We start from the raw sequence: 20160 nt of genomic DNA, 5'->3' as shown, positions 1-20160 counted from the left end.
TGTCAGAAAAAGGCGCGGTGTATCGCCAGTTCAACGCCACGAATCTCAGCCAGACCTTTCAGTCGGCCAATCGCGGAATAACCCGGGTTGGTTTTCTTGTGCAGATCGTCCAGCATCTGATGCCCGTGGTCGGGCCGCATCGGGATCAGGTCTTCCTGCCCCGCATTACGACGGCGTTGCTCCTCTTCGGCAATCGCTTTGATCACCGCAAACATATCGACATCACCGCCAAGGTGCGCGGCTTCGTGGAAAGTTTTGGGGTTGGCTTCACGCCGGGTTGAGCGCAGATGGGCAAAATAGATGCGCGGCCCAAAACGTTTCACCATGCCGGCTAAATCATTTTCCGCCAGTACGCCGTACGAACCGGTACACATCGTGAAGCCGTTGGCCGGGCTGTCGATGGTGTCGATCATCCACTGCAGGTCGTCGGCATTGGAGACGATACGCGGCAGGCCGAGGATCGGGCGCGGCGGATCGTCAGGATGTACCGCCATGCGAATACCGACCTCTTCAGCAACCGGAATGATACCGCGCAAGAACGTGGCGAAGTGCTCGCGCAGCCGGGCTTTGTCGATGCCGTCATAACGCGCCAGCTGAGCACGAAACTGCGCCAGCGTATAGCCCTCTTCCGCGCCGGGTAATCCGGCGATGATGTTACGCGTCAGACGCAGCTTGTGCTCTTCGCTCATGCTGGCGAAGCGCGCAGCAGCCTGGGCTATCTCGTCAGTGCTGTAATCATTTTCTGCGCCCTGACGCTGCAGGATATGCAGCTCAAATACCGCAAATTCAATCTGATCGAAGCGCAGCGCTTTCGCGCCATCCGGCAGCTCGAACGCCAGATCGGTGCGCGTCCAGTCCAGAATCGGCATGAAGTTGTAGCATACGGTGTGGATGCCGCACTGCGCCAGATTGCGCAGCGACTGCTGATAGTTGCTGATCCACTTTTGGCACTGCCCGCTGCCGGTTTTGATCTCCTCATGGATCGGCACACTCTCCACCACCGACCAGACCAGCCCGGCCGCCTCAATCATCGCTTTGCGCTGCAAAATCTCCTCAACCGGCCACACCTCGCCGTTAGGGATGTGATGCAGGGCAGTCACAATGCCGGTAGCGCCCGCCTGTCGGGCATCGGCGAGTGAAACGGGATCGTCAGGGCCATACCAGCGCCAGGTCTGCTTCATGTCGTTCTCTCCTGCGGGCCTGAGCATCATCCTCAAAGCCCTTCCATTTTGGTTGACCAATTTTACAAGCGAAGCGCTTTATGAGTCATAAAAAGCGCCTGCGCAGCGTCAAATTCGGCTTTTCACCGGCGGAAGTCAACCTGATAAATGATTTTGGTTAACCAGATCACAAATACCGCATCAGGCTGGCGACCACCTGACCTAACTGTGGTTCACTCCCGGCGGATAGGTAAAACAGGACGCATCACGCCACGCCCGGCAATCAAGGGCCAGGGTTATGCGCTGGCCGGTATGGACTCCACCTCCGGCCAGGCAGTCACAGACGTTGCTCACACATGCTGTTAATAATGAATGGAGAATCCGATGAACCGCAGTTTGAATCCAGGGATTGCCGCAACCGGCACGAAACGCGTCATCCGTCATCTGCGCTGGTGGGTGCTGGTGCTGTTTCTCGCCGGCGTCACTGTCAACTACATTACCCGTAACTCGTTAGGCATTCTGGCCCCCGAGCTGAAAACCAGTCTCGGCATCACCACAGAACAATATTCATGGATAGTCGGCGCTTTTCAGCTGGCTTATACCTTCTTTCAACCGATCTGCGGCTGGCTGATTGACGTCATTGGCCTCAAACTCGGCTTCTTCATCTGCGCTACCATCTGGGCGCTGGCCTGTCTGTTCCATGCCGGCGCCGCCAGCTGGTTGCACCTGGCCATCTTGCGCTTTGTCATGGGCGGAGCTGAAGCGGCCGCCACGCCGGCTAACGCCAAAGTGATTGGTGAATGGTTCCCGAAAAAAGAGCGTCCGATCGCGGCCGGCTGGGCCGGCGTCGGCTTCTCGATTGGCGCCATGCTGGCACCTCCCATCATCTACTTTGCCCACGCCTCGTTCGGCTGGCAGGGCGCATTCCTGTTTACCGGCTGTCTGGCTCTGGGCTGGGTGGTGCTGTGGTGGCTGTTGTATCGCGATCCGGAACGTAACCCGAATCTCAGCAGCGATGAGCTGGCCTTTATTCGTCAGGATAATGAGCCACCGGCGGTCAAACTGCCCTTCTTTAAAGCTCTGAAAACCGTCTCAAGAAACAAGCGTTTTTACGGTATCGCCATTCCCGCTTTTATGGCTGAACCGGCATGGGGCGTGCTGAGCTTCTGGGTACCGCTCTATCTGGCAAAAGACCTGGGAATGGACCTGAAACAGATTGCCATGTTCGCCTGGCTGCCGTTCCTCGCGGCGGATCTCGGCAGTGCAGCCAGCGGCTACCTGACGCGCATCTATACCCGGCTGTTTGGCTTCAGGCAGGTAAATTCCGTTGTCGCCAGCTCGGTCACCGGCGCCTTTCTGATGCTGTCGCTGGCGCTGGTGGCGATGACCAAAGACCCCTACGTCGCGATTGCCCTGATCTCGATTGGCGGTTTTGGTCATCAGATCATCTCCTGCATGTTAAGTGCGCTGGTGGTGGAAAAATTCGATAAGGGCCAGATGGCCACGGTGAATGGCATGCGCGGCTCATTTGCCTGGATCTCCAGCTTCCTGTTTTCGCTGGTGATTGGCGTGACGGCTGACAAAATCGGCTTTAACCCGCTGTTTGTCGCCATGGGCTTTTTTGACCTGATCGGTGCAGTCTTCCTGATTGCGTTTATTGCTGAGCGTCGTTCAGCGACCCAATGAAGTAGGTAACGATGAAAACCTTAAAAAACTGGTCTTTAGCCCATTCTGATCGTCACCATGTGGTGCTTAACGTCGATGGCAAACACCATCTGTGCCTGTACATGCTGGAAAAAGGTCTGTTCCGCGTGGTGATCAAGCGCCACGGCAACTACAGTCTGGACCGCACCTGGAGCATTGCGCCGGAACAGGATGTTCCATGGGAAGGGCGTCCGCGCGACAGCCTGGCCGGGTTTAGCCTGCCCGGTTTTACGCTGGAGGAAGAAGCCAATTGTCTGACCATCAGTACCGACACGCTGCGCGTGATGGTGCGTCAGCCACTGGCGCTGGAGTGGCAGTACCGTGATGCCGCAGGCGACTGGCAACTGCTGACCGGCGATCGCCCCACCAGCGCCTATCAGATCAACGCACACGGCGACGGCGTGGCGCACTATCAGCGCCGCATGGCGGACGACCGCTACTACGGTCTGGGCGAAAAAACCGGCGATCTGCAACGCAACGGCAAACGCTTTGAGATGCGTAATCTGGATGCTATGGGTTACAACGCCTCCTCCACCGATCCGCTGTACAAACATGTGCCCTTCACCCTCACGCGGCGTAACGACGTCAGCTTTGGCCTGTTCTACGATAACCTCAGCACCAGCTGGTTCGATCTGGGTAACGAGCTGGATAACTATCACCAGCCGTATCGCCGCTGGCAGGCGGAGAGTGGCGATATCGATTACTACCTGTTTGTCGGTAAGCGGGTGCTGGATATCACCAAAACCTTCGTGCGCCTGACCGGCAAAACGCTGTTCGGCCCCAAATGGAGTCTGGGCTACAGCGGCTCGACCATGCACTACACCGATGCGCCGGACGCGCAAAACCAGCTGATGAACTTCATCCGCCTGTGTGAGGAGCACGCTATTCCGTGCGACTCCTTCCAGCTCTCTTCGGGTTATACCTCGATCAATAACAAGCGTTATGTGTTCAACTGGAACTACGACAAAGTGCCGCAGCCGGAAGCGATGAGCGAGGCATTTCACGATGCCGGGCTGCGCCTGGCGGCCAACATCAAACCCTGCCTGCTGCAGGATCACCCGCGCTATGAAGAAGTCGCGGCTCAGGGACTGTTTATCCGCGATTCGGAAGAAGATGTGCCAGAGCGCTCGGTGTTCTGGGATGATGAAGGATCGCACCTCGATTTCACCCATCCGCAAACGGTGGCCTGGTGGCAGGAGAACGTCACCCGTCAGCTGCTGGAAAAAGGCATCGACGCCACCTGGAATGATAACAACGAGTATGAAGTCTGGGACGGCGAAGCGCGCTGCCACGGCTTCGGTACGCCGATTGCCATCAAGCATATTCGCCCGGTGATGCCGCTGCTGATGATGCGCGCCTCGATGGAGGCGCAACAGCGCTTTGCCCCCGAACAGCGACCGTTCCTGATTTCGCGCTCCGGCTGCGCCGGGATGCAGCGCTACGTGCAAACCTGGAGCGGCGATAACCGCACCAACTGGACCTCGCTGCGCTACAACATTCGCATGGGCCTCGGCATGAGCCTGTCCGGCTTGTATAACGTCGGTCACGACGTCGGCGGCTTCTCGGGGGATAAACCCGACGCAGAGCTGTTTGTGCGCTGGGTGCAGAATGGCGTCATGCATCCGCGCTTCACCATTCATTCGTGGAATGACGATCACACCGTGAATGAGCCGTGGATGTATCCTTCGGTCACACCCGCGATTCGGGCGGCCATTGCGCTGCGCTATCGCCTGCTGCCGTATCTCTACACGCTGCTGTGGCAGGCGCATGCGGACGATGAACCGATGCTGCGCCCGACGTTCCTCGATCATGAACACGATGCCCAGACCTTTGCTGAGTGTGATGAATTCCTGCTCGGCCGCGATCTGCTGGTCGCCAGCGTAGTGGAACCTGGCCTGCGTGAACGCCGCCTGTGGCTGCCCGACAACCAGACCGGCTGGTATGATTTCGCCACGCAGCAGTGGTACAGCGGGGGTCAGTGGATCACCTTGCCTGCGCCCCTGGAAACGCAGCCGCTGCTGGTGCGCGCGGGTGCGGCACTGCCACTCAGCGAGCGTATTGCTCACGTCGACGCCGCCGCAGACGATCGTCGCACGCTGCAGCTCTACCCGTTGCAGGGCAAAGGCGTTAGCCACGGCGAACTGTTCGAAGATGATGGCGAATCCTGGGGTTATCAGCACGGCAATGCGCTGTGGCTGCAGTGGGAAATGCGCTGCGAAGCCACAGCCATTCACCTTACGTTGCGGCGCAAGGGTGATTATGAGCCGGCATGGCAAACGTTGCAGATTGCCCTGCCCGCCGGTGAACAGCGTGCGCTGTTTATCGATGGTGTCGCCGCAGGCGCTGCGTCAGCCGACGTGACGCTGGCGCAGATTTCCCGCAGCTGATAAAAGCAAGAGCGCACCGATGTCGGGTGCGCCTGCTTAACTTCACCACAGCCCGCTTTTCTCTCCCTCAGCGGCTTACACCAACACGCTATCTGCCCGTTTTCTGTCCTGACGTTATCGCGCTAATAAATCTATCCGGTTTAATACGCTTATTTCACCGCCCTGCTAACCCGATTAATCCTGGTTGCTTACTAATATAATAGCTGCGCTTAATGCAGGCATAAGCGTTTATTGCTGAGGCGATTGCGTAAAACATGACGACGCACTGGCTAAGCCATCGTAATAATATGCCTTAACACGGAAACGCCGCGGTTTAAGCAATATTCAACTGTGGCGCGCTATTAGTCATTAAGACGACATTAACCGGGTAATTCCCGACTTCTCAAAGGGCCTCTGTGATGAAAAGATTGCTGTTACCGATGATAGCTTTACTTACCAGCCACGCTACCCTTGCCGCCGACGGTCAAATCACGTTCGTCGGCGCGATCGTTGAACCCTCCTGTGATTATGCCGTGACGCGCAGCGTCTCGCTAAACTGCACGCGCGAAGGGATTAAAAAGAGCGAAACCCTGCAGGTTAATCAGGCGACACGAAAGCTGCCTTACGCATTAGGCACAGCGCAGATTACCCGCCAACGTGGCCTGAACTTCCTGATGGTCGAATATAATTAATGCCGCTATGGCTGATTAATTCTGTACCTGATATCGCAACCCCGGTTATTTCACTTGCAACGGATTGCTTCACCCCATTCATTCATGTAAACGCTGAACAGCCTCTGTAATTAGCCCCGGATTGTCCCCCTGCCTATTAACCTACCGCCAGTACGCAGATTGCCATTGAGCAAGGCGAACGATTGCGCGATTAATTACGCCGAACAGACTCAGCGCAATCCCTGCACCAGCAGCACCAGCCGGGCGAAGTTCTCGCCCATCAGCGCCTCGAACCACGGACCGATAGCGCCAGTGATCACCCACAGCGCCACCAGGCCGCTGGTCAGCGTGAGCGGAAAACCCACTACAAAGATCGACAGCTGTGGCGTAAAGCGGTTGAGCACGCCGAGCGTCAGGTTGATACACAGCAGCACCATCATTACCGGCAGGCACAGCATCAGCGCGGAAGCAAAGATGGCGGCGGCCGAGGTGCTGAGCCAGAGAAAGATCTGGCCGTTAAACGGGGCATCACTGATCGGCAGGGCAACAAAGCTATCGGTCACGATACGCAGCATCCACAGGTGCCCGTTGAACGTCAGAAACAGCAGCGTCACCAGCACATTCAGCAACCGGGCGATGATCGGCATGCTGCCGCTGGAAGGATCGAAGAAGGTGGCAAACGACAGGCCCATCTGCAGGCCGATGACTTCACCGGCGATGCGCACCGCCACAAACATAAACTGAATGCTGAATCCCATCGCGACCCCGATCACCAGCTGGCGCAGCGCCAGCCACAGGCCGTTTAGCGAAAACAGCGGCACCGGCTGCGGCGGCAGCTCACCCGCCACCAATAAGGTGATCAGCAGCGCCAGGCCGATTTTGGTTTTGCGATCGATGCCCTTTTCGCTGAATACCGGCGCGGCGTGAAACAGCGCCAGCAGGCGCACAAACGGCCAGAAATAGATATTGACCGCGTCCGTGAGGCTCTCCATCGGCAGCGTCAGCATGGTCAACCAATCAGATACGGCAGGCTGCCAAACAGGGTGCGGGTATAATCGAGAAACAGATTCAGCATCCACGGACCGAGCGCGATACCGGTGGCAACGATTGCGAGGATTTTGGGGATAAACGACAGTGTCATCTCGTTGATCTGCGTCGAGGCCTGAAAGATGCTCACCAGCAGACCGGTGAACAGCGCCACCAGCATCAGCGGCGCGGCGATCAGCAGCGCCACTTTGATCGCCTCATGGCCAAGACTCATAATACTTTCGGGCGTCATGCGTTCCTCAACTAAAAAAACTTTTCGCCAGCGAGCCCAGCAGCAGCGGCCAGCCATCCACCAGCACAAACAGCATCAGCTTAAACGGCAGCGAAATAGTGGCCGGTGGCACCATCATCATGCCCAGCGCCATTAGCACGCTGGCCACCACCAGGTCGATAATCAGAAACGGAATGAAGACCGTAAAGCCAATCTGAAAGGCGGTTTTCAGCTCGCTGGTGACAAATGCCGGCAGCAGCATACGCAGCGGCACATCTTCGCGGCTGGCATAATGGCTTTGCTTCGCCATATTGGCGTAGAGCGCCAAATCCGACTGCCGCGTCTGCTGCAGCATAAATTCACGCAGCGGCTGTACGCCCTTTTGCAGCGCGGTTTCCATGCTGATTTGACTGGCGGAGAGCGGCTGCCAGGCTTCATCGTAGATGCGATTAAACACCGGCGACATCACGTAAGAAGTGAGAAACAGCGCCAGCCCGAGCAGCACCTGATTGGGCGGCGCTGACTGGGTGCCCAGCGCATTGCGCAGCAGGCCGAGCACGATAATGATGCGGGTAAAACCGGTCATCAGCAGCAGCATCGCCGGCAGGAAGGTGATGCCGCTCAGCAGCACCAGCGTCTCCACCGGCAGCGACCAGCTCTGCTCGCCGGCGCGCGTCAGCACCAGATCGCCATTCGCCGCCAGCAGCGGGCGCGAGGCCAGGAGTAAACTTAACGCCAGCGCGCGCGTGCCCCAGCGTGTCACGCCTTGCGCCCTTTCAGCAGGTCACCGAGCGTGCTGCGAAAATCCGCCGCGGTGCGCGACGGCTGCACCTCTGCCTGTGGTTTGTCAAAGCTGGCGAGGCAGCTGATCTGACCGGCGCTGACGCCAATCAGCAGCTGACGGTCGTGCATCTCCACCACCAGCAGCCTTTCGCGCTGGCCGACGGTATGGCGTTCTGTAATCTGCAACGTGGCGCTGGCCTGCGGCAGACGGCGCAGCGCACCGCTGCGGCGCAAAATCCAGCCTGCGCCGATGATCAGCAGTACGATCAGCGCCAGCGTGCCGCCCACCTGCATAATTAAATTACCCGCCAGAGGTTCACTCGCGTTCATCAGCGGCTCAGCCTGTTCATGCGTTCGGATGGCGTGATGATCTCGGTGATGCGGATGCCGAAATTATCGGACACCACCACCACTTCGCCCTGTGCGATCAGATAGCCATTAATTAAAATATCCAGCGGTTCCCCCGCCAGCCCTTCAAGCGTCACCACCGAGCCCTGACTCAGGCGCAGCAGCTCTTTAATCGTCATTTTGGTGCGCCCCAGCTCCACGGTCATTTTGACCGGAATATCGTGGATCAGCTGGAGCTCATCGGAAACGGTCGCGCTGCTTTTGCCTGCCGGCGCGTCGGCCACCGCCTGCTCGTTCATCGCCGCCGCCCAGAGATCGTCGGCGGAGAGGTCAGCGCCAGGCACATTGAGGCTGTCATTCATGAGACGGTTATCCTTTCTTCAAAACGGTAAAACGCGAGTTCAGCATCTGTTCGATCTGCAGCGCATAGTGCTGTTCGATGCAGCCATAGCGGGCGCTGAACACCGGCACGTTATCCACGCTGGCCTCGACGCTGTTGCGGCGTTCAAACGGAATCACATCCCCCACCTGCATATTCATTACGGCCGACAGGCGGGTAGGAATCTCCGCCATGTTCACCACCAGTTCCAGCGCCGATTCCCGCACCTGCGAGGCCAGCAGCGTGCGCCACTGCGCATCTTCCATCACCGAATTATCCAGCGGTGGATTGGTGAGCAATTCGCGCAGCGGCTCAATCATGCTGAACGGAATACAAATATCGAAGCTGCCGTGCAGGGACCCAATTTCCACGTGGAACGGCGTGGTCACCACAATATCGTTGGGTGAAGAGGTGATATTGGTGAACTTGACCTGCATTTCGGTACGAATATATTCGGTTTTGATATTAAACAGCGTACTCCACGCACTCTCATAACCGCTCAGCGCCATATTCAGCAGGCGTGAAATCACCCGCTGTTCGGTTGGCGTGAATTCCCGGCCGTCGGCTTTGGTGGGAAAACGCCCATCGCCGCCGAACAGATTATCCACCGCCATAAACACCAGGCTGGGTGAAAAGACAAACAGCGCCGAGCCGCGCAGCGGATGCAAATGCACCAGATTAAGATTGGTCGGCACCGGCAGGTTACGCGCAAATTCCAGATAAGGCTGTAAAGTGATTGCGCCGACGGTAATATCGAGGCTGCGCCGCAGCAGATTAAATAATCCCATGCGAAACTGGCGGGCAAAGCGCTCGTTAATCATCTCCAGCGACTGTAAACGTTCGCGGATTACCCGACGCTGTTTATTGGGATCGTACGGCTTAATGCCATCGTCGCGGGTCTGGGCAGCGCGGTCATCGTCCTCACTGCCGCCGCCGTTGAGCAGACGGTCAATTTCAGCCTGAGAGAGCAAACTGTCAGACATGGACATTACCGGATAATAAATTCATTTAATAAAATATCGCTGACCTGTAACTGCTGGCCGGATGTAATGGGCTGCGCCAGCGACTGCGCAATACTGTTTAACAGCGACTGTTTGCCTTCGGCGCTGACCAGCTGGTCGGCACTGTGCTGGGTCAGTAATAAATTAATGCGGCTGCGAATCTCCGGCAGCACTTTTTCCGCCAGGCTTTTGGACTCTTTATTTTCCACCCGCATGGTCAGGCCTATATATATCACCCGATTATCATTTGGCGTAACCGGCTTCAGGCTTACGGTAAAGGTTTTCAGCGGCACATACAGCGGTTCGGCGGGCGGAAGATTTTTTTCCGCCGGCGCGCGATTATTTTGTCCGGCCAGCGTGCCGCTAAGCTGTTTAAATTCCACCAGCAAATAACCCGCCATGCCACAGGCAGCCAGCGCCGCAATCAGCGCAATAATCATGACGGGCGAGCTTTTACGGCCGGCTGCCGGCGTTTTAGGGTTAACCATGAATAAAAGTGCCTTTTGAAATAGCGGTCAGAATATGAATCAGTGCGGCCGCTATTGTATTACAGCGACCGTCGCGGCTTATACCGGGATAAAATTTCATTCCTGAGCGCTATTCGCCGTTTGATAACGCCGCTAGACGAAGGTGCTGATTGCGCCTGTCGCGACGCGATTAACGCTCAGCGTCGCGGACGTTACCCCGGCGCTGTCCGTGTCACCGTCGGACGGGCGCGCGGAATCTGGCGAAGCGGTGGTGTGCCGCTGTGACTGCTGCTCAAAGTTGCCGGTGCTGACGCTGCTCTCACCGAGCTGAATACCGCTCTCCGCCAGCGCATGGCGCAGCTGCGGCAACGTCGCCTCCAGCGCGGCGCGTACCTGCGGATGATCGCTGAGCACCAGCAGTTGCGCCTGATCCTGCTGCAATCGCAGCGACACCTGCACGGTACCGAGGTCTTCCGGGTGCAGCTTCAGCTCGGCGCGGTGGACGCCCTGCTGCACCATCACCTTCAGCTGCTGGCCGATGGCCTGCTGCCAGGGTTCGCTGCCCGGCGCATCCTGCAGCTGAGCACGCAGCACCGGTTCCGCCGCAGGCGCACTGTCACTGGTGGCGCGCGCCGCGCCGGGCAGCGCCGTCAGCGCAGGCGCGCTGTCCGGGCTGCCCATGTCGCGCAGCGGCACTGCGTCACGGGTGTCAGTTACCGTCATCGGGTCAGGCGACCACGGCGTCGTGGGCGGTGCTGGCGTACTGTCTGCTGCCAGCGGGTGTGCGGCTGCGCTGTCAGGATTCATATCCGGCGTCGCGCGCGTCGCCACCGGCAGTCGCATGCTCTGTGGCGCCGACACTGACGCTTCGGTGGTCGCTGGCGTCGGGTGTTCGGTGACGGCTGAGGCCACAGGCAGCTGCGCTACCAGCTGTTGCAGTACGCTGGCATCCAGCTGGGCTGGTACTGGCAGCGGTGCGTCTTCCGCTTCGGCACCCTCTTCCGCGATGCGCGCAGGCGTTAAAGACGACGCGACTTCAGGCAGCGCCTGCGGCAACACTGTCGTCTCCGGGCTGCCCAGCCGTTGCGTCAGGAGGGCGGAAAACGCCGCATCAGGCGTTTTGCCCGTGGTGCCGCGACCGGCCAGATTACCCGGCGTCAGCAGCGTAAGCAGCGGCATCACAGGCATGTTTCACCGCCTTTATTGCCGGCGCGCTGGGCAAACTCATCCATCAGTTTCTGCTCCTGCCGCTGCAGCCGCTGCGCCTCACGTTGCGTCGCGCGCGCCTGCAGGGTTTCATAAGCGTTAAGGCGCCGTTTTTCCTGGCTCCACAGCACGCGGCTCTGGCTTACCCGATGCTGGCAGTGGGTCACCTGCTGCACCTGCTGCCCCACCACCTGGTTAAGCGAATGGATAAACGACTGATGATTGATCAGATCGGCGATACACATGCCGGCACCGGTAACCTGCTGCTGCAGCGCCTGCTGGTATTCGCGTTCGTAGGTCTCCAGCTGGGTTAATTGCTGCGTCGCCTGCTGCCAGTGCTGCTGCGCTTCGCCCAGCGCCTGCACCCGCTGCTGCACTTTTTTCTCCGCCTGCTCACGCAGAAAATCCATCGGATTGAGCGTACTCATGGTGTTACCTCATCATGCACCGGAAGGTCCGGGAAAAGCTGGTCAAGCTGCGCGCGGGCGCTGGCCAGATCGCAGCGCTGATCGATACCCTGATGCAGCAGCGCTTCCATCTGCGGATAGAGCGCAATGGTCTGGTCGAGCAGCGCATCGCTGCCGCTGACGTAAGCGCCGACGCTTACCAGGTCGCGATTACGCTGCCAGCTGGACAGCATCTGCTTAAAGCGCCGCACCTGCTGAAAACGCTGCGGCGAAATCAGGTCGGTCATCGCGCGGCTGATTGACGCTTCAATATCAATCGCCGGATAGTGGCCGGCCTCCGCCAGCCGCCTTGATAGCACGATATGGCCATCGAGAATGGCGCGCGCCGAGTCGGCGATCGGGTCCTGCTGATCGTCGCCCTCGGTCAGCACGGTATAGAACGCGGTGATCGATCCTCCGCCTGCCAGACCGTTACCGGTGCGCTCCACCAGCGCCGGCAGGCGGGCAAACACCGACGGCGGATAGCCTTTGGTGGCCGGCGGTTCGCCGATGGCCAGCGCAATCTCGCGCTGCGCCATGGCATAGCGCGTCAGGGAATCCATGATCAGCAGAACGTCGAGGCCGCGATCGCGAAAATCTTCGGCGATGCGCGTGGCGTAGGTGGCACCCTGCATACGCAGAATCGGTGACACATCAGCCGGTGCGGCGATCACCACCGCGCGCTGACGACCGTCGGCACCGAGAATATTTTCGATGAAGTCTTTGACTTCGCGGCCGCGCTCGCCGATCAGCCCGACCACGATCACATCGGCGGTGGTAAAACGCGCCATCATGCCGAGCAGCACGCTTTTCCCGACGCCGGAGCCGGCAAACAGCCCCATGCGCTGGCCGCGCCCGACGGTAAGCAGCGCGTTAATGGCGCAGACGCCGACGTCGAGCACGGTCTTAATCGGGTCGCGCAGCAGCGGATTGAACGGCGGCGTATAGAGTGCGCCGCGCGGCGCATCCCGTGGCGCAGGCAAGCCGTCGAGCGGCTGACCGCTGGCATCCAGCACCCGGCCCAGCAGCGCCGGGCCCAGCGGCAGCTGTTTGCCGTCAAACGCGCTGGTGCCATTCTCCACCGGCCACAGCGCGGCACCCGGCACGATGCCGTCCACCTGCTCCAGCGGCATCAGGTAAAGCAGTTTTTCTTTAAAGCCCACCACCTCACAGGCGACGCTGTCGCTGCCGCTGGCGCTGCGGCGTTCAACCTGGCACACCGCGCCAATCGGCAGTTGCAGGCCGACCGCTTCCATCACCAGCCCGGTAGCACGCGTCAGCCGGCCGCACTGGCGCACCGGGGTGAGCTGCTGCAGCTGCGCCTCGCGCCGGTCCAGCACCTCCAGCCACTGGCTAATGTACGCACTCATGGCACCAGATCCTCACGGCTTAACTGACACAGCGCCTGCCAGCGCCGCTCCAGCGTGGCATCCAGTTCGCCTTCGGCCCAGGTAAGGCGACAGCCCCCCGGCAACATGCTGTCGTCCGTGCGGATCTCCCAGCGCAGCGCCTGGCACGACGCGGCAAGGTACTCCTGCACCCACGGCAAATCCTGCGGATGGATCGCCAGCACGGCATCCTGCTGCAGCCAGCGATCTTCCTGTAAATAGCGGCGCAGCTGGTCGCTCAGCAATGCCGGATTGGCTACCAGACTGTCGCCGACAATCTGGCGCGCCGCCGCCAGCGCGTGCTGCAGCAGACGGGCCGGAATCAGTTTGTTGATCTGCTCCAGCGTGGCCTGAAAACTGGCCAGCAGCGCGCGCGCCTGCTCGCCCTGCGCCTGCAGATCCGCCTGCGCCTTTGCCAGCCCCTGCGCGTAACCGGCTTGCTGCCCTTCGTGAAACCCGGCCTCATAGCCCTGCGCGTGACCCTCTTCGCGCCCGCGCCGCTGACCGTCACTCAGGCCCTGCTGTTGGGCCTGCTGCCGCAGCTGGCGCAGCTCGGCTTCCAGATGTTCTGCGGCGGGCGCATCGGCGGGAGGCTGCAGCGGCGCGCTCACGCTCTCCGGCGTCAGATCCGCCAGCAGGTTGTCCGGCTGCCAGCGTGTCCACGTCGGTCGATCAGACGTAGGCATCGTCGTTGCCTCCCAGCATGATTTCGCCTGACTCGGCGAGGCGGCGCACAATCAGCAGAATATTTTTCTGCTCGGCTTCCACTTTCGACATGCGCACCGGCCCGCGTGATTTGAGGTCGTCGCGCATGATATCGGACTGACGTTTCGACATATTGCGGAAGAACTTCTCGCGCAGCGGCGCGTCGGCGCCTTTCAGCGCGACAATCAGCGATTCGTGATCCACTTCCTGTACGATGCGCTGGATGCTGCGGTCTTCCACGTCCACCAGATTTTCGAACAGGAACATTTCGTCGATGATTTTCTGTGCCAGCTCCTGGTCGAAGTCGCGCACCGCATCGATCGCCGCCTCTTCCTGCTGGGCTTTCATCAGGTTCAGAATCTCCGCCGCCGGGCGCACGCCGCCCAGCTTGCTGCGCTTCAGGCTCTGGCCGTGCAGCAGGTTGTTGAGCACTTCGGTCAGCTCCTGCAGCGCCGCCGGCTGCACGCCGCCAAAGGTGGCGATACGCAGCATGATGTCGTTGCGCGCGCGTTCATCGAACTTGCTCAGCACATCGGCCGCCTGGCTGCGGTTGAGGTGCACCAGAATGGTGGCGATGATTTGCGGATGTTCGTCGCGGATCAGCTCCCATACGCCCTGCGGCTCCATGATATTGAGGGTTTCGATGCCGTTACCGCTGTCGGACGAGTCGAGGATGTCATCCAGCAGGCTGGAGGCGCGTTCGACACCCAGCGCTTTGATCAGCACGTTGCGCAGATATTCACTGGTGTTGAGGCTCAGCGCCGCGTATTCGCTCGACTCCTGGCTGAACTCGCGCAGCACCTGCGCGATCTGCTCATGGGTAAACCCGCCGAGATTGAGCATCGCGCTGCTGATCTGCTTCACCTCATGGGTATTGAGATATTTAAAGACGTTGGCCGCCAGTTCGTCACCGAGGGTGAGCATCACAATGGCGCTTTTTTCTGAGGCATTCATGACGGAGTGCGTTCCTTATTCATCCACTGGCGGATCACCAGCGCGATTACGCGCGGCTCCTGCTGCGCCAGATCGCGCAGCTGCTGAGCGGTAATTTCGGTCTCGACGCGCTGCGCGCTTTTCTGCTGTTCGTCGCGTTCAGCGCGCCGCTGCGCGGCATGCTCCTGCTCATGGCGCGCCTGCTGTTCCAGCGCCAGCCGCTGCTGCTGCACATCATGGTGACGCTGCAGCGCGGGCTGCACCGCTTTGCGCCACAGCAGCCACGCCACCAGCGCCACCAGCAGATAACGTCCGGCGGAGATCAGCAGATTGATCAACGCCGGCTCCTGCCACAGCGGCACGCGCTGTGCGTCATCCTGCTCGCTGAACGGGGAGTTCACGATATTGACGCTGTCGCCGCGCGTTGCCGAGAAGCCCATCGCTTCTTTCACCAGCGCGGTAATCTGCGCCACCTGCGCGTCGCTCAGCGCCACGCTCTCTGCCTCACCGTTTTTGGCCGGCAGAAAGTTCACCACTACCGCCGCCGACAGCCGCTCAATGCGCGCGGCGTTGCTGCGCGTATGGGTCAAGGTGCGGTCGAGTTCAAAGTTGGTGGTATCGTCGTGGCGATTGTTGTACGGCTGCGCCGGCAGCACGGTGGCGGTGCTGCTCTCTTTTTTGTCGCCGCTTTTACTCTCTTTTGCCGGTGGGTTGTTGATTGGCAGGCTGACCGGTGGCGGCGGCTGGTTGCTTAATGCGCCGGGTACGCCGCCCACCGGCTGGCCATTGCCCTGCTCGGCGCGGCTGCTCTGACGGCTGCGGATCGCCATTTTTTCCGGTGCGCTGTTCGGCTGATACTGCTCGTTGGTCTGCTCCTGCGTGGTGAAATCCAGCTGGGCGGTCACCTGCGCGCGCACGTTGCTGCTGCCCACCAGCGGAGCCAGAATGGTCTGAATGCGCTGCTGATAGTCGGCTTCGATCGCCTGCGTGAACTGGCGCTGCGAGGTTTGCACCGCCTGGCTGCCGCTCTGCGTCAGCAGCTTGCCGCGCTGATCGACCACCGTCACTTGCTCAACATTGAGCGCCGGCACTGCACTGGCAATCAGATGGGTGATGGCGCTGACCTGGCTATCGTCCAGCGTGCGGCCATTGTTCAGATGCACCGTGACGGCGGCAGACGGCGGCGTTTGCTCATGCAGAAACAGCGACGGTTTGGGGATCGCCAGGTGCACGCGCGCGCTTCGCACCGGCCCCAGCGCTTCGATGGTGCGCGCCAGTTCGCCCTCCAGCGCGCGCTGGAAATTCACCTGCTCGCTGAACTGGCTGATGCCAAACTTCTCCTGATCCAGCAGCTCAAAGCCGACCGCGCCACCTTTCGGCAGGCCGAGCTGCGCCAGTTTGAGACGCACTTCATGCACCTGCGCTTCCGGCACCATGATCGCCCCGCCTTCACGGCTGAACTGGTAAGGCACGTTCATCTTGCTCAGTTCGCTGATAATCGCGCCGCCGTCCTCATCGCTGACCTGGCTGAACACCACGTGATACTGCGGGGCCTGTGCCCAGAAAAAGGTCGCCATGGTGAGCGTTATCGCCAGCGCCACGCTGAACGCCAGCACCAGTTTCGGGCTGGTACGCAGGCGGGCCAGCAGCGCGCTAATGGCAGGAGGTGTATGTGCTTTTATATTGGCATTCATGCCGAAACCCTGTGTAAAACAACGCAAACCATTGCGGTATTGCGTAACAGCACCACAATTCAGCGTAAGTCCGGTGAAGGGAAATAATCTGGTGCCTATTATGGTTTAAGCGCGTGTTTTTTTAAGCAGTAATAAGCTGAAACTTCTGTCGGCTTATCGCATTTTTCCCATTCGACAACGCGGTGTTAGGATTTTATCGTCAAATAAAAGGTTTATTTCCGGCATACAGGAATTAAAGGCATGTCCTTTTCAGCAATGCAATCGGTAGTCAGTCAAATTCAAAGCCAGGCAGCACAGCTGGCTGAACCGTCGCGTCGCGCGCCGGACGCGCCCGCCAGCGGTGTGCCGGCCTTTGGCGACGCGCTCGCCAGCAGCCTGCAGCAGCTTAATCATTTACAGGTTGACGCAAAGCAGCAGAGTCAGCGCTTTATGCTGGGCGATGCCGGTGTCGAATTAAACGATGTGATGATCAGCGGGCAAAAAGCCGCGATGGCATTAACCTTTGGTATACAAATGCGCAATAAGATGGTCAGCGCTTACCAGGAAATAATGAATATGGCGGTGTAAGTCACCGTCATTATTTCGCCATTAATGTTACCCAGGCACGCTTATTCATTCTCCACTTTTAACGCAGCAGCTTATTAGCCGAGGCTGATATTCTCCGCCTGCGGATAGGTTTTTCATGACCGATATAAATACCCTGAAACTCAGTCCGGTTCAGCATCAGGTTAAGACCGCACTGACCGACCGGGAACTGTCTAAGATTAGCGCGCTGATTTACCAGCGCGCCGGCATTGTGCTGAGCCCGCAGAAGCGCGACATGGTGTATAACCGGCTGTCGCGGCGGCTGCGCGAGCTGCGTCTCGCCTCTTTCACCGCCTATACCGACCGGCTGGAAGCGGACAGCCACAGCGACGAGTGGCAGGTGTTTATTAACGCGCTGACCACCAACCTGACCTCTTTTTTCCGTGAAGCCTACCATTTTCCGCTGCTGGCCGAGCACGCCCGCCAGCGCGGCAGCAGTTACAACGTGTGGTGTACCGCGGCGTCCACCGGCGAAGAGCCCTGCTCCATCGCCATGACGCTGGACGCCGTGCTGGGCCGTCCGCTGGCCGGGCCGCGCGTGTGGGCCACCGATATCGACACCGAAGTCCTGCAGCGCGCCCAGGCGGGCATTTATCGTCTCGCCGATATCCACAGCCTGACCGCTGAGCAAAAAAAGCGTTATCTGCTGCGCGGTACCGGCATCAATGCGCAACAGGTGAAGATACGTCAGGAGCTGCTGAGCCAGATTCACTATCAGCCGCTGAATTTGCTGAGCGCGCAATGGGAGATTCCCGGCCCGTTCGACGCCATCTTCTGCCGCAACGTGATGATCTATTTTGATCAGCCGACGCAGGAAACGCTGATGCGGCGCTTCGCCACCCTGCTGAAGCCGGGTGGTTTGCTGTTTGCCGGCCATTCTGAACATTTTAACCAGCTCAACGGCCCGTTCCGCCTGCGCGGTCAGTCGGTGTATTGCCTCGCCGGAGCGCGCGGATGAACAAAATCAAAGTGCTGTGCGTGGATGACTCCACGCTGATTCGCAACCTGATGACGCGCATCGTCGACCAGCAGCCGGACATGGAGATGGTGGCGACCGCCGCCAATCCGCTGATCGCCCGCGAGCTGATCAAGCAGTACAACCCGGATGTGCTGACGCTCGACGTTGAGATGCCGCACATGGACGGGCTGGAGTTTCTGCAGCGCCTGATGCGCCTGCGCCCCATGCCGGTGATCATGATCTCTTCGCTCACCACGCAGGGGTCAGAGACCACGCTGACGGCGCTGGAGCTCGGTGCAGTCGATTTTATCGCCAAGCCGGAACTGCGCCAGCCGGGCAGCATGGCGCTGTACAGCGAGCTGGTGTGCGAGAAAATCCGCGCGGCCGCTCAGGTGCGACTGCGTCGTCAGGAACCGCTGCTGCCCGCCGCACCGGTGATCATGCCGCCGCGCGCCGCGCGTGACACGCTGTTTGCCATTGGCTCCTCCACCGGCGGCACTGAAGCGCTGCGCCGCGTGCTGACCACCCTGCCCGCCGACTGCCCCGGCATCGTCATCGCCCAGCACATGCCGCCCGGTTTTACCCGCTCGTTTGCCCAGCGGCTCAATCTGCTATGCCACATCACGGTGAAAGAGGCCGAGGATGGCGAAACGGTGCGGCCAGGCCATGCCTACATCGCGCCGGGCGATTATCACCTGACGCTGGCGCGCAGCAGCGGCCACTATCAGCTTGCCCTGAATCAGCAGCCGGCGATCAACCGCCATCGCCCGTCGGTGGATGTGCTGTTTCACTCGGTAGCCAGCGTGGCTGGCAAACGCGCCGTCGGTGCCATTCTGACCGGCATGGGATCGGACGGCGCGCGCGGCCTGCTGGCGATGCGTCAGGCCGGCGCCTGGACGCTGGCACAGAGTGAAAAAACCTGCGTGGTGTTCGGCATGCCGCGCGAGGCAATTGCCCTTAATGCTGCCTGCGAAGTCGTTGACCTGCCGCAGATTGGACAACAGCTGCTTAACCGCGCCGGCGCTATGCCGCAGGCGCGATAACCCGTTAATTGATTAAGAGGAATGATTTCATGGCCAACCCCCACCTGCGTTTTTTAGTGGTAGATGATTTTGCCACCATGCGCCGCATTGTGCGCAACCTGCTGCAGGAGCTGGGCTACAGCAATATTGACGAGGCGGAAGATGGCCAGGATGCGCTGAACAAGCTGCGCGGCGGCAATATTGATTTCGTCATCACCGACTGGAACATGCCCAACCTCGACGGTCTGGAGCTGCTGACCGCTATCCGCAACGACGCCGCCATGCGCACCATGCCGGTGCTGATGGTGACCGCCGAAGCCAAGAAAGAGAACATCATCGCCGCCGCGCAGGCCGGTGCCAGCGGTTACGTGGTGAAGCCGTTCACCGCCGCCACGCTCGAGGAAAAACTCGGCAAAATCTTCGAAAAACTTGGGTGGTAACGATGGAAGGGGCACAAAACAAAGAAGCCACCGATAACTTCAAAGAGATTTTTTCCCGTATCGGACAACTGACGCGCCAGCTGCGCGACAGCGTGGCCAATCTCGGTCTCGATCGCGCCATCATGGAGGTGGCCGAAGCGATTCCGGACACGCGTGAGCGTCTCAACTATGTGGTGGGCAAAACCTCACAAGCGGCGGATCGCGCGCTGACCAGCGTCGAGATCGCCCGTCCGCTGCAGGTGGAGCTCGGCGAACGTGCCAGCGTCCTGAGCGCGCGCTGGGATGCCTGGTTTGACGAGCCGCAGCCGCTGTCGCAGGCGCGCGAACTGGTGATCGACACCCGCGCGTATCTCGCCGCTACGCCGGAAATTACCCGGCAAACCAACGAGCAGCTGATGGCGATCATGATGGCGCAGGATTTCCAGGATCTCACCGGTCAGGTGATTCAGAACATGATGACGCTGATTGAGAGCGTTGAGAACGAACTGATTCAGGTGCTGATTGAGAACATGCCGGAGATTCTGCCGAGCGCCATGCTGCACAACACCAGCCTGAAGAATGGCCCACAGATCGATCAGTCACGCGCCGGCGTCGTGGCGACCCAGGAGCAGGTGGATGACCTGCTGGATTCCCTCGGGTTTTAAGC

22 protein-coding genes are annotated in these 20160 nt (G+C 59.7%); 8 read left to right on the top strand and 14 right to left on the bottom strand.

The window, feature by feature from the left end; genetic code table 11:
* Nucleotides 1-2: 2 nt before the first annotated feature.
* Nucleotides 3-1181: a mannonate dehydratase gene (gene uxuA / locus AC6I79_RS08430; RefSeq protein WP_262264738.1), complete on the bottom strand. Its 1179-nt coding sequence runs from the start codon at nucleotides 1179-1181 to the stop codon at nucleotides 3-5.
* Nucleotides 1182-1544: 363 nt separating this feature from the next.
* Here uxuA and AC6I79_RS08425 point away from each other — a divergent pair, with 363 nt between their 5' ends.
* The 3 genes from AC6I79_RS08425 to AC6I79_RS08415 all read left to right on the top strand — a co-directional run bounded on the left by AC6I79_RS08425 (nucleotide 1545) and on the right by AC6I79_RS08415 (nucleotide 5922).
* Nucleotides 1545-2846, top strand: coding sequence for an MFS transporter (locus tag AC6I79_RS08425; protein WP_021509925.1), 1302 nt, complete (start codon nucleotides 1545-1547; stop codon nucleotides 2844-2846).
* An 11-nt stretch (nucleotides 2847-2857) separates the two neighbouring features.
* Nucleotides 2858-5251, top strand: a complete 2394-nt coding sequence (locus AC6I79_RS08420; RefSeq protein ID WP_498027691.1) for a glycoside hydrolase family 31 protein — start codon at nucleotides 2858-2860, stop codon at nucleotides 5249-5251.
* Between the two features lie 398 nt (nucleotides 5252-5649).
* Nucleotides 5650-5922 (top strand): YmdA family protein, encoded by a 273-nt coding sequence (locus AC6I79_RS08415; protein WP_072209934.1) that lies wholly within the window; start codon nucleotides 5650-5652, stop codon nucleotides 5920-5922.
* A 209-nt stretch (nucleotides 5923-6131) separates the two neighbouring features.
* On the opposite strand, the gene fliR is transcribed toward AC6I79_RS08415, so the two are convergent.
* From fliR to fliF, 13 genes are all read right to left on the bottom strand, one after another.
* Complete coding sequence (fliR, locus tag AC6I79_RS08410) at nucleotides 6132-6908, bottom strand: flagellar biosynthetic protein FliR (protein ID WP_088517792.1); 777 nt, start codon at nucleotides 6906-6908, stop codon at nucleotides 6132-6134.
* 2 nt (nucleotides 6909-6910) lie between these two features.
* On the bottom strand, nucleotides 6911-7180 hold the full coding sequence (gene fliQ, locus AC6I79_RS08405; protein ID WP_058757477.1) for a flagellar biosynthesis protein FliQ: 270 nt from the start codon (nucleotides 7178-7180) through the stop codon (nucleotides 6911-6913).
* Nucleotides 7181-7187: 7 nt separating this feature from the next.
* A complete protein-coding gene (gene fliP, locus AC6I79_RS08400; protein WP_498027690.1) occupies nucleotides 7188-7922 on the bottom strand; it encodes a flagellar type III secretion system pore protein FliP in 735 nt (244 codons plus the stop codon).
* Nucleotides 7919-8272 (bottom strand): flagellar biosynthetic protein FliO, encoded by a 354-nt coding sequence (gene fliO / locus AC6I79_RS08395; RefSeq protein WP_104188934.1) that lies wholly within the window; start codon nucleotides 8270-8272, stop codon nucleotides 7919-7921. The genes fliP and fliO overlap by 4 nt, the downstream gene beginning before the upstream one ends.
* On the bottom strand, nucleotides 8272-8652 hold the full coding sequence (gene fliN, locus AC6I79_RS08390; RefSeq protein WP_058757475.1) for a flagellar motor switch protein FliN: 381 nt from the start codon (nucleotides 8650-8652) through the stop codon (nucleotides 8272-8274). The genes fliO and fliN overlap by 1 nt, the downstream gene beginning before the upstream one ends.
* Before the next feature lie 7 nt (nucleotides 8653-8659).
* Nucleotides 8660-9652: a flagellar motor switch protein FliM gene (gene fliM / locus AC6I79_RS08385; RefSeq protein ID WP_088517818.1), complete on the bottom strand. Its 993-nt coding sequence runs from the start codon at nucleotides 9650-9652 to the stop codon at nucleotides 8660-8662.
* 5 nt (nucleotides 9653-9657) lie between these two features.
* Nucleotides 9658-10158: a flagellar basal body-associated FliL family protein gene (locus AC6I79_RS08380; RefSeq protein WP_088517788.1), complete on the bottom strand. Its 501-nt coding sequence runs from the start codon at nucleotides 10156-10158 to the stop codon at nucleotides 9658-9660.
* 132 nt (nucleotides 10159-10290) lie between these two features.
* Nucleotides 10291-11325, bottom strand: coding sequence for a flagellar hook-length control protein FliK (locus AC6I79_RS08375; RefSeq protein WP_498027689.1), 1035 nt, complete (start codon nucleotides 11323-11325; stop codon nucleotides 10291-10293).
* Entirely contained in the window at nucleotides 11316-11771 is a 456-nt protein-coding gene (gene fliJ, locus AC6I79_RS08370; RefSeq protein ID WP_058757472.1) for a flagellar export protein FliJ, read from the bottom strand. The genes AC6I79_RS08375 and fliJ overlap by 10 nt, the downstream gene beginning before the upstream one ends.
* Complete coding sequence (gene fliI / locus AC6I79_RS08365) at nucleotides 11768-13159, bottom strand: flagellar protein export ATPase FliI (protein WP_498027688.1); 1392 nt, start codon at nucleotides 13157-13159, stop codon at nucleotides 11768-11770. The genes fliJ and fliI overlap by 4 nt, the downstream gene beginning before the upstream one ends.
* Nucleotides 13156-13863, bottom strand: coding sequence for a flagellar assembly protein FliH (locus AC6I79_RS08360; RefSeq protein ID WP_498027687.1), 708 nt, complete (start codon nucleotides 13861-13863; stop codon nucleotides 13156-13158). The genes fliI and AC6I79_RS08360 overlap by 4 nt, the downstream gene beginning before the upstream one ends.
* Nucleotides 13850-14836: a flagellar motor switch protein FliG gene (fliG, locus tag AC6I79_RS08355; protein WP_058757469.1), complete on the bottom strand. Its 987-nt coding sequence runs from the start codon at nucleotides 14834-14836 to the stop codon at nucleotides 13850-13852. Before fliG ends, AC6I79_RS08360 begins: the two co-directional genes overlap by 14 nt.
* Complete coding sequence (fliF, locus tag AC6I79_RS08350; protein ID WP_498027686.1) at nucleotides 14833-16509, bottom strand: flagellar basal-body MS-ring/collar protein FliF; 1677 nt, start codon at nucleotides 16507-16509, stop codon at nucleotides 14833-14835. The genes fliG and fliF overlap by 4 nt, the downstream gene beginning before the upstream one ends.
* Nucleotides 16510-16749: 240 nt before the next feature.
* On the opposite strand from fliF, the gene fliE reads away from it, so the two are divergent.
* The 5 genes from fliE (at nucleotide 16750) to cheZ (ending at nucleotide 20158) form a co-directional block, all read left to right on the top strand.
* On the top strand, nucleotides 16750-17076 hold the full coding sequence (fliE, locus tag AC6I79_RS08345) for a flagellar hook-basal body complex protein FliE (RefSeq protein ID WP_127834243.1): 327 nt from the start codon (nucleotides 16750-16752) through the stop codon (nucleotides 17074-17076).
* 115 nt (nucleotides 17077-17191) lie between these two features.
* The gene (locus AC6I79_RS08340) at nucleotides 17192-18052 is read left to right on the top strand and encodes a CheR family methyltransferase (RefSeq protein ID WP_058757466.1); all 861 of its coding nucleotides are present in this window, start codon (nucleotides 17192-17194) and stop codon (nucleotides 18050-18052) included.
* Nucleotides 18049-19095, top strand: a complete 1047-nt coding sequence (locus tag AC6I79_RS08335) for a protein-glutamate methylesterase/protein-glutamine glutaminase (RefSeq protein ID WP_498027685.1) — start codon at nucleotides 18049-18051, stop codon at nucleotides 19093-19095. The genes AC6I79_RS08340 and AC6I79_RS08335 overlap by 4 nt, the downstream gene beginning before the upstream one ends.
* 29 nt (nucleotides 19096-19124) lie before the next feature.
* Entirely contained in the window at nucleotides 19125-19514 is a 390-nt protein-coding gene (gene cheY, locus AC6I79_RS08330; RefSeq protein WP_058757464.1) for a chemotaxis response regulator CheY, read from the top strand.
* A 2-nt stretch (nucleotides 19515-19516) separates the two neighbouring features.
* On the top strand, nucleotides 19517-20158 hold the full coding sequence (gene cheZ, locus AC6I79_RS08325; RefSeq protein WP_498027684.1) for a protein phosphatase CheZ: 642 nt from the start codon (nucleotides 19517-19519) through the stop codon (nucleotides 20156-20158).
* Nucleotides 20159-20160: the final 2 nt, after the last annotated feature.

This window comes from gamma proteobacterium symbiont of Scutellera amethystina (assembly GCF_059730845.1).
The sequence above is the reverse complement of the archived record's forward strand: the minus strand, read 5'-3'. Positions and strand labels throughout refer to the sequence as shown.

What these genes read in the sequence shown, in the direction of transcription:
- AC6I79_RS08380 (WP_088517788.1), bottom strand. Translation starts at nt 10,158, where the DNA reads ATGGTTAACCCTAAAACGCCGGCAGCCGGCCGTAAAAGCTCGCCCGTC.
- fliM (WP_088517818.1), bottom strand. Translation starts at nt 9,652, where the DNA reads ATGTCTGACAGTTTGCTCTCTCAGGCTGAAATTGACCGTCTGCTCAAC.
- uxuA (WP_262264738.1), bottom strand. Translation starts at nt 1,181, where the DNA reads ATGAAGCAGACCTGGCGCTGGTATGGCCCTGACGATCCCGTTTCACTC.
- AC6I79_RS08420 (WP_498027691.1), top strand. Translation starts at nt 2,858, where the DNA reads ATGAAAACCTTAAAAAACTGGTCTTTAGCCCATTCTGATCGTCACCAT.
- AC6I79_RS08335 (WP_498027685.1), top strand. Translation starts at nt 18,049, where the DNA reads ATGAACAAAATCAAAGTGCTGTGCGTGGATGACTCCACGCTGATTCGC.
- AC6I79_RS08415 (WP_072209934.1), top strand. Translation starts at nt 5,650, where the DNA reads ATGAAAAGATTGCTGTTACCGATGATAGCTTTACTTACCAGCCACGCT.
- AC6I79_RS08375 (WP_498027689.1), bottom strand. Translation starts at nt 11,325, where the DNA reads ATGCCTGTGATGCCGCTGCTTACGCTGCTGACGCCGGGTAATCTGGCC.
- fliN (WP_058757475.1), bottom strand. Translation starts at nt 8,652, where the DNA reads ATGAATGACAGCCTCAATGTGCCTGGCGCTGACCTCTCCGCCGACGAT.
- fliI (WP_498027688.1), bottom strand. Translation starts at nt 13,159, where the DNA reads ATGAGTGCGTACATTAGCCAGTGGCTGGAGGTGCTGGACCGGCGCGAG.
- cheZ (WP_498027684.1), top strand. Translation starts at nt 19,517, where the DNA reads ATGGAAGGGGCACAAAACAAAGAAGCCACCGATAACTTCAAAGAGATT.
- cheY (WP_058757464.1), top strand. Translation starts at nt 19,125, where the DNA reads ATGGCCAACCCCCACCTGCGTTTTTTAGTGGTAGATGATTTTGCCACC.
- fliQ (WP_058757477.1), bottom strand. Translation starts at nt 7,180, where the DNA reads ATGACGCCCGAAAGTATTATGAGTCTTGGCCATGAGGCGATCAAAGTG.
- fliF (WP_498027686.1), bottom strand. Translation starts at nt 16,509, where the DNA reads ATGAATGCCAATATAAAAGCACATACACCTCCTGCCATTAGCGCGCTG.
- fliE (WP_127834243.1), top strand. Translation starts at nt 16,750, where the DNA reads ATGTCCTTTTCAGCAATGCAATCGGTAGTCAGTCAAATTCAAAGCCAG.
- AC6I79_RS08340 (WP_058757466.1), top strand. Translation starts at nt 17,192, where the DNA reads ATGACCGATATAAATACCCTGAAACTCAGTCCGGTTCAGCATCAGGTT.
- fliG (WP_058757469.1), bottom strand. Translation starts at nt 14,836, where the DNA reads ATGAATGCCTCAGAAAAAAGCGCCATTGTGATGCTCACCCTCGGTGAC.
- fliJ (WP_058757472.1), bottom strand. Translation starts at nt 11,771, where the DNA reads ATGAGTACGCTCAATCCGATGGATTTTCTGCGTGAGCAGGCGGAGAAA.
- AC6I79_RS08360 (WP_498027687.1), bottom strand. Translation starts at nt 13,863, where the DNA reads ATGCCTACGTCTGATCGACCGACGTGGACACGCTGGCAGCCGGACAAC.
- AC6I79_RS08425 (WP_021509925.1), top strand. Translation starts at nt 1,545, where the DNA reads ATGAACCGCAGTTTGAATCCAGGGATTGCCGCAACCGGCACGAAACGC.
- fliR (WP_088517792.1), bottom strand. Translation starts at nt 6,908, where the DNA reads ATGCTGACGCTGCCGATGGAGAGCCTCACGGACGCGGTCAATATCTAT.
- fliO (WP_104188934.1), bottom strand. Translation starts at nt 8,272, where the DNA reads ATGAACGCGAGTGAACCTCTGGCGGGTAATTTAATTATGCAGGTGGGC.